The 14,604-nt window shown below is 71.8% G+C and carries 14 protein-coding genes; 3 read left to right on the forward strand and 11 right to left on the reverse strand.

The window, feature by feature from the left end; all coding sequences use genetic code 11:
• Nucleotides 1–2: 2 nt before the first annotated feature.
• The 10 genes from ACIGO6_RS26970 to ACIGO6_RS27015 form a co-directional block, all read right to left on the reverse strand.
• Nucleotides 3–389 (reverse strand): hydrogenase maturation nickel metallochaperone HypA, encoded by a 387-nt coding sequence (locus tag ACIGO6_RS26970; protein WP_399880569.1) that lies wholly within the window; start codon nucleotides 387–389, stop codon nucleotides 3–5.
• 130 nt (nucleotides 390–519) lie between these two features.
• Nucleotides 520–636 (reverse strand): DUF6893 family small protein, encoded by a 117-nt coding sequence (locus ACIGO6_RS26975; protein WP_399880572.1) that lies wholly within the window; start codon nucleotides 634–636, stop codon nucleotides 520–522.
• A gap of 69 nt (nucleotides 637–705) precedes the next feature.
• Entirely contained in the window at nucleotides 706–1,221 is a 516-nt protein-coding gene (locus ACIGO6_RS26980) for a hydrogenase maturation protease (protein ID WP_399880574.1), read from the reverse strand.
• Nucleotides 1,218–2,693 (reverse strand): hypothetical protein, encoded by a 1,476-nt coding sequence (locus ACIGO6_RS26985; protein ID WP_399880577.1) that lies wholly within the window; start codon nucleotides 2,691–2,693, stop codon nucleotides 1,218–1,220. The genes ACIGO6_RS26980 and ACIGO6_RS26985 overlap by 4 nt, the downstream gene beginning before the upstream one ends.
• Nucleotides 2,690–3,328, reverse strand: a complete 639-nt coding sequence (locus ACIGO6_RS26990) for a DUF6084 family protein (protein WP_399880580.1) — start codon at nucleotides 3,326–3,328, stop codon at nucleotides 2,690–2,692. Before ACIGO6_RS26990 ends, ACIGO6_RS26985 begins: the two co-directional genes overlap by 4 nt.
• Entirely contained in the window at nucleotides 3,325–3,933 is a 609-nt protein-coding gene (locus ACIGO6_RS26995) for a DUF5947 family protein (RefSeq protein ID WP_399880861.1), read from the reverse strand. The genes ACIGO6_RS26990 and ACIGO6_RS26995 overlap by 4 nt, the downstream gene beginning before the upstream one ends.
• 245 nt (nucleotides 3,934–4,178) lie before the next feature.
• The gene (locus ACIGO6_RS27000) at nucleotides 4,179–4,748 is read right to left on the reverse strand and encodes a hypothetical protein (protein ID WP_399880583.1); all 570 of its coding nucleotides are present in this window, start codon (nucleotides 4,746–4,748) and stop codon (nucleotides 4,179–4,181) included.
• Nucleotides 4,745–6,526 carry a nickel-dependent hydrogenase large subunit gene (locus ACIGO6_RS27005; RefSeq protein ID WP_399880586.1) on the reverse strand — a complete coding sequence of 594 codons (1,782 nt, stop codon included), beginning with the start codon at nucleotides 6,524–6,526 and terminating at the stop codon, nucleotides 4,745–4,747. The genes ACIGO6_RS27000 and ACIGO6_RS27005 overlap by 4 nt, the downstream gene beginning before the upstream one ends.
• 75 nt (nucleotides 6,527–6,601) lie before the next feature.
• A complete protein-coding gene (locus ACIGO6_RS27010; protein ID WP_399880589.1) occupies nucleotides 6,602–7,687 on the reverse strand; it encodes a hydrogenase expression protein HypE in 1,086 nt (361 codons plus the stop codon).
• Between the two features lie 55 nt (nucleotides 7,688–7,742).
• Nucleotides 7,743–9,449, reverse strand: a complete 1,707-nt coding sequence (locus tag ACIGO6_RS27015) for a hydrogenase maturation protein (RefSeq protein ID WP_399880591.1) — start codon at nucleotides 9,447–9,449, stop codon at nucleotides 7,743–7,745.
• Between the two features lie 340 nt (nucleotides 9,450–9,789).
• On the opposite strand from ACIGO6_RS27015, the gene ACIGO6_RS27020 reads away from it, so the two are divergent.
• Nucleotides 9,790–10,089, forward strand: a complete 300-nt coding sequence (locus ACIGO6_RS27020) for a hypothetical protein (RefSeq protein WP_399880594.1) — start codon at nucleotides 9,790–9,792, stop codon at nucleotides 10,087–10,089.
• Between the two features lie 318 nt (nucleotides 10,090–10,407).
• On the opposite strand, the gene ACIGO6_RS27025 is transcribed toward ACIGO6_RS27020, so the two are convergent.
• Nucleotides 10,408–11,433, reverse strand: coding sequence for a bile acid:sodium symporter family protein (locus ACIGO6_RS27025; protein WP_399880597.1), 1,026 nt, complete (start codon nucleotides 11,431–11,433; stop codon nucleotides 10,408–10,410).
• A gap of 171 nt (nucleotides 11,434–11,604) precedes the next feature.
• On the opposite strand from ACIGO6_RS27025, the gene ACIGO6_RS27030 reads away from it, so the two are divergent.
• Together ACIGO6_RS27030 and ACIGO6_RS27035 are read left to right on the forward strand one after the other, a co-directional pair.
• Entirely contained in the window at nucleotides 11,605–12,486 is an 882-nt protein-coding gene (locus tag ACIGO6_RS27030) for a LysR substrate-binding domain-containing protein (RefSeq protein WP_399880600.1), read from the forward strand.
• A 265-nt stretch (nucleotides 12,487–12,751) separates the two neighbouring features.
• Entirely contained in the window at nucleotides 12,752–14,578 is a 1,827-nt protein-coding gene (locus ACIGO6_RS27035) for an AMP-dependent synthetase/ligase (RefSeq protein WP_399880603.1), read from the forward strand.
• The last annotated feature ends 26 nt before the right edge of the window (nucleotides 14,579–14,604 follow it).

A 14,604-nucleotide genomic window follows, 5' to 3' on the forward strand; every position in this document is an offset into this window, starting at 1 on the left:
CGTCAGTTCTCCTCGGGGTGCGTTACGGGGAGGGTGGCGGGCGTCTCGGCCCAGCCCACCTCGGTGATCGTCAGTTCGCGACCCGACAGCAGCTCGGTCGCCGCCGCACGGCAGTGGGCACACACCAGGTCGGGAGGCATTCCCGTGTCCCACGTACGCCCGCACGGCGTGCAGACCGCCCGGCCGGGGAGAGTCCGGGTGCGGAGTTCGCAGCCCTCCAGGACCGTGCCGACACAGGCGAGTTCGAAGCAGAAGCCGAGCGCGTCGGAAACCACTCCGGCCAGTTCGCCGATGTCGACGCGCACATGTCGCACGCCGCGCGCGCCGCGGACGCGCGCCGCCTGCTCGACCTGGTCCACGACGGACAGGGCGACGGACATCTCGTGCATCGCCACTCCGTCCTGGGCCGGGGATGTCTTGCGCCGCTCATTAGAGAAGGCCCGCCGAGGCCGGGCATACCGGCGCGCCGGGAAGGGGTGGGCGGATAGCCCGTTCGGTGCAGGCGAAGGCCGGGCGGTGTCACATTCTGCGGATACGCAGGTAACGCCGGAGGTCCGGCCAGAAGTTCGCGATGACCACCGCCAGCGCGGTGGCGGTGAGGGAGGCGGCGGCACCGCCGACGAGACGCTTGTTCATGGGGCACTCCGTGGAGTTTCTTGACGTGGGTTTCTGGGGGTCCGATGCCTCGGTGCTACGGGCGGGGCGTCACACGACGGCCGCGTCGCGGATCAGTTCGCCGGCCATCCGCACCGCCTCGGGCACCGCGGCGGCGACCCGCGGGCTGAGGCCGATGCCCTCATCGACGGTCTGTGGTTCGCAGCCCACGACCAGGGTCCGCCGCGGAGGTCGCGCGCCGGTGCCCGCGCACAGGGTGTCCAGCAGGCCCAGCACGGCATCGGGTGACATGCGGTGGCCGTCCAGGGCGGACGCGTCCGGCGACTGCCGTGCGCCGGGAGCGCGGGCGTCGATCAGGTACAGCGTGCCCGGCTCACCGCCCCGCGCCGTCGCGTCGAGCAGGATGAGCGTGTCGTACCCGTCGAGAAGCTGGTAGGCCAGGTGGACCCCGCGGATGCCGATGTCGGTGACCTCGACGCCCTCGGGCAGCTCCTGGCCGGCCAGGGCGCGGGCGGCCTCGACACCGAAGCCGTCGTCGCCGAGGAAGATGTTGCCCACCCCGGCGACCAGGGTGCGGGGGCCGGGCGGTGGGGTGCCGGTGGTCACAGGTCCTCCCCGGTGTCCGCGACGTCTACCTCGTCGGGCTGGAAGTAGAGATAACGGCCCTGTTCACGGCGGATGTCGGCGCCGGGGTCGTCCTCGACGGTGACCGCGATGTGCACGCCCCCGTCGACATCGTGCAGGACCGCCTCCACCAGGGCGCGCCGGCCGCTGACGAAGAGGTCCTGGGCGTCGGAGTGCCGCAGCCGTGGCCGCAGTACGACTCGGCTGCCGGCCCGTACGGGGTGGCCGTCGACGAGGACGTGGTCATGGGCGGGGTCCACGGAGTCGTCGGCGCCCGGGTCCCACCAGGGTGTGTCCGGCCGTACACCGTCCTGGCCGGCGGAGCGGGGCTCCGGCGGGGGCCCGCCGAACACCGGTACGCCGTCGGGTGCCGGCGTCCGCAGCGCGGGTGCTCCGGGCGTGGTGACCTCGCGCAGCCCGCGGACCGCTCCGTGCAGCCGTTCCAGCACCTCCGCCGGCATGGAGTCGGCCAGGTCGATCACCGCGGCGGCCCGGTCGTCGGTGCCCCTGGCCTCGCGCTTCTCCTCGTCGGTGAGGGCGGCGGTGCGCAGGGCCAGGATCTCGTCGATCTCCGTGGCGTCGTACAGGGCGCCCGGGCTCTCGGGGGCGATGGCCGGGTGGTCCTCCAGGATGATCGGCGAGGAGAGGACCAGGTCCGCGGAGCCGGGCTCGCCCGCCAGCACGGGCCAGGTGTGCAGATTGCGGCAGCCGGCGACCGCGGCCCGGGCCCATTCCGGCGGATCCGTCAGCGAGAGGAACCGTCCGGTGTCCAGGCGCAGCAGCGTGTGCGTGGCGACCAGGGAGCGGCCCAGCGCGGTGTCACGGCCGGTGTCCTCGTCCGGTGTCCAGTCGCTGGTGTTCTCCACCACCACGCTCAGCCGTCGCGTGGTGTACGGGCCGTCCAGGTCGCTCGCCGACAGGCGCAGGCGGCCCCTGATCTCCTCGCGGCGGCGCACCAGCCGGCCCACGGTCCGCCCGGCGGCGTCCGTGACCGGCTCGGTCTCCTCGCCCCCCGGCCGGTCGAAGGGGACGACGGCGCCCCCGCCCGCCAGCTCCTCCACGGCGACGGTGAGCCGGACCCGTTCCTCGTGGCCCTCGTCCCAGGGGACCAGGATCCGGTCGTCCAGGTGCAGTTCGGGTACGGTCTCGAAGCCACCGTCCGGCAGGGTCCGCTGGACGGTGCGCCGCCCGGCGTGCAGGAAGCGCAACTCGACGGCGAGGTTCGCGCCCTTGCGGGGCTCCATGAGCAGCTCGGTGTGCTGGAAGTCGTGCTCGTCGGCCGCCGCGGTCCAGGACGGGGGCACGAGGACCCCGAACTGCCAGCGCAGCCGGTTCTTGGCCGCCGAGGCCCGGTAGGGGTAGAGCACGTACCCCTCGAACAGCACGGCGTCGGCGACCTGGCGCGCGACGGCCAGCCTGGTCTCGGTCTCGGAGGTGAACGCGGTCGTGGTCACGGTGTCCTCTCCCCGGCCGCTCGCACGAGGTGTTCGACGGTGGCGTCCCACGAGGGCAGCGCCTGCCGCGACCGGTAGTCCAGCAGCGCGTCCATGGCGTCCCGGGGCAGCCGGATCCAGCCGGAGCCGGGGAAGTGCTGCTCGATCATTTCCTGCCAGGTCTTCACCGGCAGCCGGAACGAGGCCTCCTTGTCCCAGGGGACGGGTTCGACGTGGAAACCGCCTGCCCCGGTGAAGGCGGTACCGGAGAACAGCATCAGCAGCGGTACCTCGCCCTCCTCCAGGGCGTGGAAGTAGCGGGTGGAGGCGATGTCCATGTCGTAGGTGCAGGGCACGACCACGTCGGTCTCCGTCTCGCCGGTGAAACCCTGGACCATCACCGGCACCTGAGCGAACTGCACGGGATGGAGACTGCTGCCCCAACGGGAGCGCTCACCGAAGAGGTCGGTCAGTGCGCGGGCCTCGCCGTCGCCGTAGCCGCGGCGGGCGGGCTCGATGCGGATCTGGCAGCGCAGTGCCAGCGCGTGCACGCGGGTGCCCGGGGACGCGGTGACGCGCAGCCGGAAGACGAGCGTGGGGCCCGCGGCGTACGGGTCGGCGCGCACACCGGTGCACGCGAAGGCGAACTCGGTCACGACCGGCCCCCTCGATGGTCGCGGGCCCGCTCGCGGACATGGGTGAAGAAGGCCTCCAGGTCGGCGCGCGCCTCCGCGCCCCCGTCGAAGCCCTGCCACCGCAGCCGCATACGGCCCACCAGTTCGTAGCAGACGTCGATCGGCACCAGATGGCACTCGACACGACCCTGGTCGCGGCGCAGCAGCAGCGCTTCGACATCGGGCTCCAGAAGGGGTGCCAGCGACGAGGTGGCGAGCACGGACTCCCAGGAGTCCGGCTCCAGTTCACTCTCGGTCGCGCCGGCCGGGCTCGGGTACAGGGCGACCAGCCGGTCGAGCACGGAGTTGTGGAAGAAGAAGGCGACGGAGACGGGGATGCGCAGCCGTTCCCACGCCTGTTCGTCGATGTGGTGCCCGGGGTCGCTCAGGTAGCGGCCGGGAACGGTGCGGAAGCGTCCCGTCGTCCCGCCCGAGCGGTCCAGCAACTGGGCGCAGGGCTCGCAGGCACAGACCAGCGCCCGCTTCTCGGTGTCGACGAGATGCCGGTGCCGCGCGTCACCCACCGGTACCGCGCACAACTCGCACCGCTCGTCCCGGGGCGGACGGGGCGCGGTGAACCGTAGCAGCCCCCGGAGCCCGGGGCGCTGCCGCGCCGGGTCCGGGACGGCCGGGTGGAGGCCGGGCGGAACGTGGGTCGTCGTGACGTGACCGGGCTCCCCGACATCGTGGCGCCCCGCGACCGGCCCCTGCCCGGCGGCAGCACCCGGAAGGCCCGTCCTCGGTGGCTGCCCATCCCCGGCACCGTCCCGGTCGGCGGCCGGCTGTCGCGTCGTGGGGGAGCCTGCGCCGTCGGCCGCCCTCTGCCCGGTGTTCACGGCGCCGTCGCGGTCGGCGGCCGGCCGCTCGTGGTGGCCGTGTCCGGCGGGCCCGCGCCGATCTGGAGCAGAACCGGTTCCCGTGCCGTGTCCTCCTCCAGGACCACCGTCGTGACCTCCGGGGCGAAGCAGGCGAGCGCGTCGCGTGCCGCCTGTTCGACGGCCTCGTGAGTGCCGCGGCAGCCGCAGCCGGCGGATGCGGCCGGGCGCAGTCGCAGTTCGCCGGTCACCGGGTCGAAGCCGGCGTTCTCCACGGGCTGCGGGAGATCGTCCAGGGCGCGGGCGATGCGGGTGGGCGCGTCGTGCGGGTGCAGTCCGTGCAGGACCAGCAGGCTCGCGACGAGGTCGTCGACGAGCAGGGCGTCCAGGGTGCCGGCGGCCCGTCCACCGGGGTCGCGGCCGAGCAGTTCCACAATGCGGGCGAGTCCGGCGCCGTAGAACTCCATGAGCACGCGGACGAGTTCGTCGGCGGCCTCGCACGCCGCGCGGTCGCCGGAGTCGGCGAGCCGGTCCAGGATCTCCTCGACCCGCCGTCCCGCCGACTCCGCGTCGGGTACGGCGCTCATCCGGCCAGACCGCTCAGTCCGGTGGGCACGTGCATCGTCTTCACCGTCCGGCCGTCACCGACGTACATGTGGACGCCGCACGGCAGACAGGGGTCGAAGCTGCGCACGGCGCGCATGATGTCGATGCCCTTGAAGTTCTCCGGGGGGTTCTCCTCGAAGATCGGCGTGTTCTGCACCGCGTCCTCGTACGGTCCCGGGGTGCCGTAGGTGTCGCGGGTGGAGGCGTTCCAGGGGGTCGGCGGGTAGGGGTGGTAGTTGGCGATCTTGCCGTCCCGGATGACCATGTGGTGCGAGAGCACGCCGCGCACCGCCTCGGTGAAGCCGACGCCGATGGACTCCTCCGGCACCTCGAACTTCTCCCAGGTCTGGGTGCGTCCGGCGCGGACCTCCGCGAGGCCCATCTCCGCGCAGTGCAGGGCGACGGCGGCGGCGTAGGCCTGGAAGTAGGTCCGGGCGCGGTTGCGCTCGAGCGCGTTGCTCCACTTCGGGATCTTCCACTCGAAGGTGGTCTCCGGCTTGGTGAGCGTGCGGGGCAGGTTGATGACGACGCTGTGGCCGGTGGCCTTGACGTAGCCGATGTCGACGAGCCCGGACAGGGCTGTGGACCACAGCCGGGCGATGGGGCCGCCGCCGGTGTCCAGGGCCAGGTGGTCCTTGCCGTCGAACCAGCGCGGTGACATCACCCAGCTGTACTTGTCGTCGAAGTTCCGCTTCTGCGGCGCCGGGATGGTGTGCTGGTTCCAGGGGTGGCGCGGGTCGACGGGATTGCCCAGCGGGTCGTGCGTGACGAACTGCTCCTGGCCCTCCCAGTCCTCGTAGTACGAGCCGCCGAGCAGGATGCGGATGCCGAGGTTGATCTCGGTGAGGTCGTTGGTGACGAGCTTGCCGTCCACGATCACGCCCGGGGTGACGAACATGCGCCGCCCCCAGTCCGACATGTTGGCGTACGTGAAGTCGCAGTACTCGGGGTCGTTGAGCGCGCCCCAGCAGCCGAGCAGGACGCGTCGGCGGCCGACCTCCTCGTAGCCGGGCAGGGCCTCGTAGAAGAAGTCGAAGAGGTCGTCGTGGAGCGGCACGACCCGTTTCATGAACTCGACGTAGCGCATGAGCCGGGACATGTAGTCGGTGAAGAGCTGGACGGAGCCGATGGTGCCGACACCGCCCGGATAGAGGGTGGAGGGGTGCACGTGGCGGCCCTCCATCAGGCAGAACATCTCACGGGTGTAGCGGCTGACCTGGAGCGCCTCGCGGTAGAACTCGCCCTCCAGCGGGTTGAGCGAGCGCATGATGTCGGCGATGGTGCGGTAGCCGTGCTCGGCGGCGTGCGGCGCCTCGGTGCGCTCGGCGAGTTCCAGCACGCCGGGGTTGGTCTCGCGGACCATCTTCTCGCAGTAGTCGACCCCGACCAGGTTCTCCTGGAAGATGTTGTGGTCGAACATGTACTCCGCGGACTCGCCGAGGTTGATGATCCACTCGCCGAGGTGCGGCGGCTTCACGCCGTACGCCATGTTCTGCGTGTACACCGAGCAGGTGGCGTGGTTGTCGCCGCAGATGCCGCAGATGCGACTGGTGATGAAGTGCGCGTCACGCGGATCCTTGCCGCGCATGAAGACGCTGTAGCCGCGGAAGACCGACGAAGTGCTGTAGCACTCGGCGACCCGCTTCTGCTTGAAGTCGATCTTCGTGTGGATGCCGAGGCTGCCCACGATCCGGGTGATCGGGTCCCACGCCATCTCCACCAGACCGGAGCCGTCACCGGTCGTAGTCGAGGTCGCCATTGTGTCTGTGCTGCCCTTCGGTCGGTCGGTTCTGCCTGGTGGATACGGGTCGTCGGGTGGCCGGGGTGGGGCCCCTCACCACGGCGGCCGGTAGCCGGTGGTGATCTCGCGGCCGGTATGCCGCCACTTGGGCTCCTTGTCCACCGTCCGGGCCGTGATGGTCCGCAGTCTGCGGATCACCGCGCCGTACGCGCCGCTCGCGGTGCTGGAGAGCTTGCCGCCGGGCGGCTCGTCCATGAAAGGCATGAACTTGTCGGGGAACCCGGGCATGGTGCAGGCGATGCAGATGCCGCCCACGTTGGGGCAGCCGCCGATGCCGTTCATCCAGCCGCGCTTGGGCACATTGCACTTCACGACGGGGCCCCAGCAGCCCAGTTTCACCAGGCACTTGGGCGAGTCGTACGACTCGGCGAACTGGCCCTGCTCGTAGTAGCCGGCCCGGTCGCACCCCTCGTGGACGGTCGCCCCGAACAGCCAGGTCGGGCGGAGCTTGTCGTCCAGCGGGATCATCGGCGCGGATCCGGCGGCCTGGTAGAGCAGGTAGGTGAGGGTCTCGGCGAAGTTGTCGGGCTGGATGGGGCACCCCGGCACGCACACGATCGGGATGCCCGCCTGCGACTTCCAGTCCCAGCCCAGGTAGTCGGGCACTCCCATCGCACCGGTCGGGTTCCCGGCCATGGCGTGGATGCCGCCGTACGTGGCGCAGGTGCCGATCGCGACGACGGCCAGGGCCTTGGGGGCGAGCCGGTCGATCCACTCGCTCGTGGTGATGGGCTGGCCCGTCTCCGGGTTGTCACCGAAGCCGCACCAGTACCCCTCCTGCTTGATCGACTCGTTCGGGATGGATCCCTCGACCACCAGGACGAAGGGGTCGATCTCGCCGCGCTCCCCCTTGAAGAACCACTCGATGAACGTGTCCGACCCGCCCACCGGCCCGCACTCGAAGTCGATGAGCGGCCAGTGCACGGCGATCTTGGGCAGGCCCGGCAGGGCTCCGAGGGCGATCTCCTCGATGCTGGGCTGCATGGCGGCCGTCAGGGCGACCGAGTCGCCGTCGCAACTCAGCCCGGCGTTGATCCAGAGGATGTGGATCGGCTTCTCGTCCGTGCCGAGTGCGTCGGAGTCCGGCTCCGCGCCCGTGGCCGGGGGTGCTGCGCTCATCACTGCCTCCCGGGGAGGAATACGGCGAAGCCGATGAAATCGGCCCGCGTCCTAGCTAAGAGTCGGCCAGCTCCGCCGCCACCGCACGCGTAGCGGCCGACCGGTCGAGTGCCGTCTCCTTGCGGACGAACGCCCGGCGCAGTGCGTGGTAGGGCGCGTCGGGGTCGAAGAAGATCGCGCGCATGCGGTCGAGTTCCCGCTCGCGGACCACCGCGAGGGGGGTGACGGTATCCCGGCGCTCGTGCTCGGCCTTCTTCGCGGCGAGACGGGTCTGCGTTCCGGAGACGGCCGACCAGCGTTCGGCCAGCCGGGTGACCTCGTCGGTGAAGCGGGCCGGGTCACACTCGACGACCCGGTCGACCAGACCGATCTCCCGGGCCCGGCGGGCACTGACGGGCAGCGCCTCGTTGGTCAGCCGTTCCGCCATGGCGGCGCCCACCCGGCGCGGCAGGCTGTACGTCCAGTACTCGGAGCCGGTCAGGCCCATGCGCCGGTAGTGCGGGTTGAGCACGGAGCCGGCGCGGCACCACACTTCGTCGGCGGCCAGCGCCAGCATGACCCCGCCGGCCGCGGCGTTGCCGCCGAGCGCGCTGACGACGAGCCGGTCGGTGGTGGTCAGGACGGCCTCGACCAGGTCGTTCATCGCGTTGATGTTGGCCCAGGACTCCGCGGCCGGATCGGGCGCCGCCTCGATGACGCCGAGGTGGATACCGTTGGAGAAGAAGTCACGGGTGCCGCCGAGCACCAGCACGGCGGTCGGCCGCTCGCACGCCGCGCGGTAGGCGGCCAGCAGGCGCCGGCAGTGGCCGGCGGACATCGCGCCGCCGGGGAAGGAGAAGGACAGCACGCCCACCGTTCCCTCCTCCCGGTACCGGATGTCCGACCAGACGTCGTCGTCCACGGACGCCAGTACGGGCGCCGGCACCTCCGCCACCCCGGTCAGCCGCCCGGCCAGGGCGAGGGCGGCCGGCAGCTTGCAGGCGCGCGGGGCACCGGCGCCCGTCCGGGCCCGCAGCTCGGGAAGCCACACCGCGCCGTCCACCGTGGCCCGGCAGACCGCGCCCGCCCGGGTCGCCAGCAGCTCGCCGGGACGCCCGCGCAGACGCGGCTCGGCGTGGCCGCCGTGCAGGAACCACTCCCGGCCGAGCAGCTCGTCCAGGACGCCGGGCTGGGAGTCGGCGGCGCGCAGCTTGCGCAGCACGGTCCCGGTCGGGTCGTGGGCCCAGTCGATGCGGCGTGTCTCCTGGCGCATCGGGGGCCGGCTCCGGGCGCCCGGCAGCGTGCGCTGGTCGAGCGGTGTGTACGTGCCGGACGAGAACCGGTCGACGGCGGCCAGTACGGCACCCACGGCCGCGTCGGACAGCTCGTTGCGGTACAGGTCGCTCTTGCCGACCCCCGGCACCGGGCAGCTCGCCGTCGCCCACACGGGGCCCGCGTCCATCTCCTCCTCGGCCTGCAGGACGGTCACGCCCCATGTGCCGGCACCCTCCTGGACGGCCCAGTCCAGCGAGGACGGCCCCCGGTCGCCGACGGGCCCGGGGTGCACGATCAGGCACGTCCGGGTCGTCCAGACCGCACGCGGTACGACGGTCTTGAGCATGGGCGCCACGACCAGATCGGGCGCGTGCCGATCGACGGCCGTGCGCACGTCGTCCCCTCGGGTCGTCACCTCCACGGCCACGCTGTGCCCGCGGTCGCGCAACTCGGCGTGCACGCGCTGGGTGAGGCTGTTGTTGGCGCTGGCGATGAGCAGGATGCGCATGGCGACCCTTCCGAGGGTGCTTCGAGCGTCGGCGGTGAGGCGTCCGGCTGCCTGTGATGGTCGGGCACACCGGTCCGCGTGCGTCGACACGAATCCCGCACATCACCCGCAGGGGTGACAGGTTTCGCCACATGGCAGGCCGCCGACAGAGGGAGCCGACATGCCTTGAATGCGGCTAAATGGGATAATCGTAAGGTCCTGGGCACCGGAGAACGTGCCCTTCCGCCAGAGCGCACAGACAGGTCGGCACATGCCCGAGGAACGCAGGTCGTCGAAACCGTCGGACGGTCGCGGAACCGGTCGTCACCGGTCCGGCGAGCACCACGGCTGGTCGCCGGACGTGGACGAGACACAGCAGCAGGACGACAATCCGAGCGCCCGTCGGTCCTTCCACGCCGAGGAGCACGCGCCGTCGCCCGGAGCGGGCCGGAAGACCTCCAAGGAGGAGCGCACCCCGGTCCCGGGCGATGTCGCGGACAGCGGCGCGCGGCGGGGCGAGGAGCAGGACGCCGGAAGGGAGAAGGGGATGCGGGACACCGGTGGCAGGGGACGGTCCGGGCGGCCGAGCGGCACGAAGGACGACTCCGCCTTCACCGGAGTCGACCCGGACGCACCAAAGGGCAGGCGCCGCCCCGGCTGACCTCGGGCCGACCACCCCGGCACCGTCACCGCCTCACCGGCCGCCGTCTCCCCGCACGGCGGCCGGTCGTCGTGCCCCCGTCCGAAGTCACCTCACTGCACGCGTCGGCGGCTCGCTCCCGGTCGGCGGACGCGAGGACCGGGCCCAGCCACGCCGGGACGGCGGACGGCACCGCGGGCGGCGCGCTCTCCCTCGACGGTGCCCCGCGCGTGCCTGCCGTACGACGAGCGGCTCGCGCTCAGGGCCGGCAGGCGACGGCACCGCCCCGGCACTCGGCGGCCGACGGCATTCCGCGTGGACCGGGTGGACGCTGGCGGCTCACGACGGCCGTCCGGCCGGCTCAGCCGGAACGGCTCCCGGTGCCGTGGCGCAGGCGGGGGCGGCGGACTCCTCCGAAGCGGCCTCCGGGTCGTGCGACCGGCGCCTGGCGATGACCGCGCAGACCATCAGCTGCATCTGGTGGAAGAGCATCAGCGGCAGCACGGCCAGTGAGGCGTGGGCGCCGAACAGCACGCTCGCCATGGGCAGTCCGGCGGCCAGCGACTTCTTCGACCCCGCGAACTGGATCGCGATCCGGTCCTCCCTGCCGAAGCCCAGCCCCTTGGCCCCGTACCAGGTCAGGAGCAGCATCACCGCGAGCAGTACCGCCTCCACGGCCAGCAGACCGGCCAGCCGGACGGGGCTCACCTGGTGCCAGATGCCCTGCACCATGCCCTCGCTGAACGCGGTGTAGACGACGAGGAGGATCGAGCCGCGGTCGACGAGCCCCAGCACCTTCTTGTGCCGGGCGACGAACCCCCCGATCCAGCGGCGCAACAGCTGTCCGGCGACGAACGGCACGAGCAGCTGCAGCACGATCTTCACCACCGAGTCGGCGGAGAACCCGCCGCCGCTGCTGCCCAGCAGGGCGGCGGCCAGCAGCGGCGTGACGACGATGCCCACCAGCGAGGAGAAGGAGCCCGCGCAGATCGCGGCGGGCACGTTGCCGCGGGCGATGGAGGTGAAGGCGATCGACGACTGGATGGTCGACGGGACCAGGGTGAGGAAGAGCAGGCCCTGATAGAGGGGGTCGGTCAGGAAGACCGGGACCAGTCCGCGCGACGCGAGCCCGAGCAGCGGGAAGACGACGAAGGTGCAGGCCAGCACGGTGACATGGAGCCGCCAGTGTCGCACCCCGTCCATCGCCTCACGGGTGGAGAGCCGGGCGCCGTAGAGGAAGAAGAGGAAGGCGATCGCGGCGGTGGAGGCGCCGGAGGCGACGTCCGCGCCCGTGCCGCGGGCCGGCAGCAGCGCCGCGAGGCCCACGGTCCCGAGCAGCAGCAGGATGTAGGGATCGATCGGCATCCAATGCGGCCAACGCAGGCGTTTCACGGTGCTCCACTTACTCGTTCGCTCTTGACTCACGTGACTCACGGGTCCCCGCTCCATCCTGCTCTCCCGCCCCGCGATCGGGAATCCCGTATACCGCTCTGACTGCCATCACGTTCCCCGATGGCCCCGCGCTAGGCTGGAGCGATGTACGACCCCTCCCACCTGCGCACCTTCCTGTCCGTGGCCCAGACGCTGAGCTTCACGCAGGCCGCCCGTCGGCTCGGGCTGCGCCAGTCGACGGTGAGCCAGCACGTGCGGCGGCTGGAGGACGCCACCGGACGGCAGCTGTTCACCCGCGACACGCACTCCGTGGAGCTGACCGAGGACGGCGAGGCGATGCTCGGCTTCGCCCGCCGGATCCTGGAGGTGCACGAGCAGGCGACGGCGTTCTTCACCGGTACGCGGCTGCGCGGGCGGCTGCGCTTCGGGGCGTCCGAGGACTTCGTGCTGACCCGGCTGCCGGAGATCCTGGAGGGCTTCAGGCACGACCACCCGGAGGTCGACCTGGAGCTGACGGTGGAGCTGTCGGGCACGCTGCACGAGCAACTGGCCGCCGGCAAACTCGACCTGGTGCTGGCCAAGCGGCGGCCGGAGGACCCGCAGGGCGAGCCGGTCTGGCGCGACCGGCTGGTGTGGATCGGCGCGGAGCGGCTGCGCCTCGAACCGGACCGTCCGGTGCCGCTGATCGTCTATCCGCCGCCCGGCATCACCCGCGCGCTCGCGCTGGACGCCTTGCAGCGGCAGGGCCGCGAGTGGCGCATCGCGTGCACCAGCGGCAGCCTCAACGGTCTGATCGCGGCGGCCCGCGCGGGCCTCGGCGTGATGGCGCACTCCCGGGGCCTCGTCCCGCCCGGCCTGGTGCGGGTTCCGGAGCGGGCCGGGCTGCCCGAGCTGGGCCGGGTCGACTTCGTGCTGGTGCACGGCCGGCGCCGGGCCTCGGCCCAGGACGCGGCGGACGCCCTGGCGTCGGCGATCCTGGCGGGCGGCGACCGCCTGCACCGGCCTCGGGGCACGGGCCTCGGATAGGTGAGCCGCTCGCCCCGGCACGGGTGCCCGGACGCCCCCCGTACCGGCAGTAAGCGGGTCGTACAGATTCGGTGGAGATTACGCCCCCGAAACTTACTCAACCGTCAGGAAACTGTCCGACCCTTCCCCATGTGAGCGCATTTTCTCTCGCTGACCAGCGCGAACATGAGCGCTGTTCGGATTCGCCGCCCCTCCCGCCCCCGCCCGGCGTGGGGTAGCTTTCACGGCGCTGTGCGGGGGCGTCACGAGGAGCGGGGAGCGGGGTTTGCGCGAGTTCACCAGTCCTCCGTCGACGTCGGCACCACCGGTGGGCGGTCTGGCCGACGTCGTCTTCCAGCATGCCCAGGACGACCCGCTCCACATCGCGCTGGGCCGCAAGGACGAGGCCGGCCAGTGGCGGGACGTGACCGCCGGCGCGTTCCGCGACGAGGTGCTGGCCCTCGCCAAGGGGCTGCTCGCCCAGGGCGTCCGCTTCGGCGACCGGGTCGCCATCATGTCCCGCACCCGCTACGAGTGGACGCTCTTCGACTTCGCCCTGTGGGCGATCGGCGCCCAGGTGGTGCCCGTCTACCCGACCTCGTCGGCCGAGCAGTGCTTCTGGATGCTGTACGACGCGGAGGTGACGGCCGCGGTCGTGGAACACGAGGACCACGCCATGACGATCGCCACCGTCATCGACCGGCTGCCGCACCTGCGCGGCCTGTGGCAGCTCGACTCCGGCGCCGTGCAAGAGCTGTACGACGCGGGCGCCCACCTCGACGACGAGGTGGTGCACCGGCACCGGAAGGCGGTCACGCCGGACACGGTCGCCACCGTCATCTACACCTCCGGCACCACGGGCCGCCCCAAGGGCTGCGTCATCTCGCACGGCAACTTCATGTACGAGGCGGACACCGTCATCGGACGCTGGGAGCCGGTGTTCCACTCCAGGAAGGGCGACGAGGCGGCGACCCTGCTGTTCCTGCCGCTCGCCCACGTCTTCGGACGGATGGTGGAGGTCGCGGCGATCCGCGGCAGGGTCCGCTTCGGCCACCAGCCGCAGCTGAACGCCGCCGCGCTCCTGCCCGACCTGGCCGCCTTCCGGCCGACCTTCATCCTGGCCGTGCCGTACATCTTCGAGAAGGTGTTCAACGCGGCCCGGCGCAAGGCCGAGAAGGAGGGGAAGGCCGGTCCCTTCGAGAAGGCCGTCGAGGTGGCCGTGAAGTACGCGGAGGCGGTGGAGGCGAAGGCCTGGGGCGACGGCCCCGGCCCGTCGGCCGGCCTGCGCATGCAGCACCAGTTCTTCGACAAGCTCGTCTACACCAAGGTGCGGGCCGCGATGGGCGGACGCATCCGCAACGCCATGTCGGGCGGCTCGGCGATGGACCGACGGCTCGGCCTGTTCTTCGCGGGCGCCGGCGTGCAGATCTACGAGGGCTACGGCCTGACCGAGTCCACGGCCGCCGCCACCGCCAACCCGCCCGAGCGCACCCGCTACGGCACGGTCGGGCAGCCCATACCGGGCGTCACCGTGCACATCGCGGACGACGGCGAGATCTGGCTCAACGGCGACAACGTCTTCCAGGGCTACCTCAACAACCCCAAGGCCACCGACGAGACCCTGCACGACGGCTGGCTCGCCACGGGAGACCTCGGCTCGCTCGACGAGGACGGCTACCTCACCATCACCGGCCGCAAGAAGGAGATCCTGGTGACCTCCGGCGGCAAGAGCGTCTCGCCGGGCCTGCTGGAGGAGCGCGTACGGGACCACCCGCTGGTCAACCAGTGCATCGTCGTCGGCAACGACCGCCCCTACGTCGCCGCCCTGATCACCCTCGACCAGGAGGCGGTCGAGCACTGGCTGGCGATGCGCAACAAACCGCCGATGTCCTCGGCCGACCTGGTGCACGACGCCGATCTGGAGACGGAGGTGCGGCGCGCGGTCGTCACGGCCAACACGCTGGTGTCGCAGGCCGAGTCGATCCGGACCTTCCGCATCCTGGCCCAGCCGTTCACCGAGGAGCACGGCCTGCTGACACCGTCGCTGAAGCTGAAGCGCCGGGCCATCGAGAAGGCCTACGGCACGGAGGTCGAGGCGCTGTACACCGCGTGAATTCGCCGGTCAGGAATGCATCGCGG

This window comes from Streptomyces sp. NPDC053750 (assembly GCF_044544295.1).
Lineage (GTDB): Bacteria > Actinomycetota > Actinomycetes > Streptomycetales > Streptomycetaceae > Streptomyces.

What these genes read in the sequence shown, in the direction of transcription:
- ACIGO6_RS27030 (WP_399880600.1), top strand. Translation starts at nt 11,605, where the DNA reads ATGTACGACCCCTCCCACCTGCGCACCTTCCTGTCCGTGGCCCAGACG.
- ACIGO6_RS27005 (WP_399880586.1), bottom strand. Translation starts at nt 6,526, where the DNA reads ATGGCGACCTCGACTACGACCGGTGACGGCTCCGGTCTGGTGGAGATG.
- ACIGO6_RS27015 (WP_399880591.1), bottom strand. Translation starts at nt 9,449, where the DNA reads ATGCGCATCCTGCTCATCGCCAGCGCCAACAACAGCCTCACCCAGCGC.
- ACIGO6_RS26970 (WP_399880569.1), bottom strand. Translation starts at nt 389, where the DNA reads ATGCACGAGATGTCCGTCGCCCTGTCCGTCGTGGACCAGGTCGAGCAG.
- ACIGO6_RS27000 (WP_399880583.1), bottom strand. Translation starts at nt 4,748, where the DNA reads ATGAGCGCCGTACCCGACGCGGAGTCGGCGGGACGGCGGGTCGAGGAG.
- ACIGO6_RS27010 (WP_399880589.1), bottom strand. Translation starts at nt 7,687, where the DNA reads ATGAGCGCAGCACCCCCGGCCACGGGCGCGGAGCCGGACTCCGACGCA.
- ACIGO6_RS27025 (WP_399880597.1), bottom strand. Translation starts at nt 11,433, where the DNA reads ATGCCGATCGATCCCTACATCCTGCTGCTGCTCGGGACCGTGGGCCTC.
- ACIGO6_RS26975 (WP_399880572.1), bottom strand. Translation starts at nt 636, where the DNA reads ATGAACAAGCGTCTCGTCGGCGGTGCCGCCGCCTCCCTCACCGCCACC.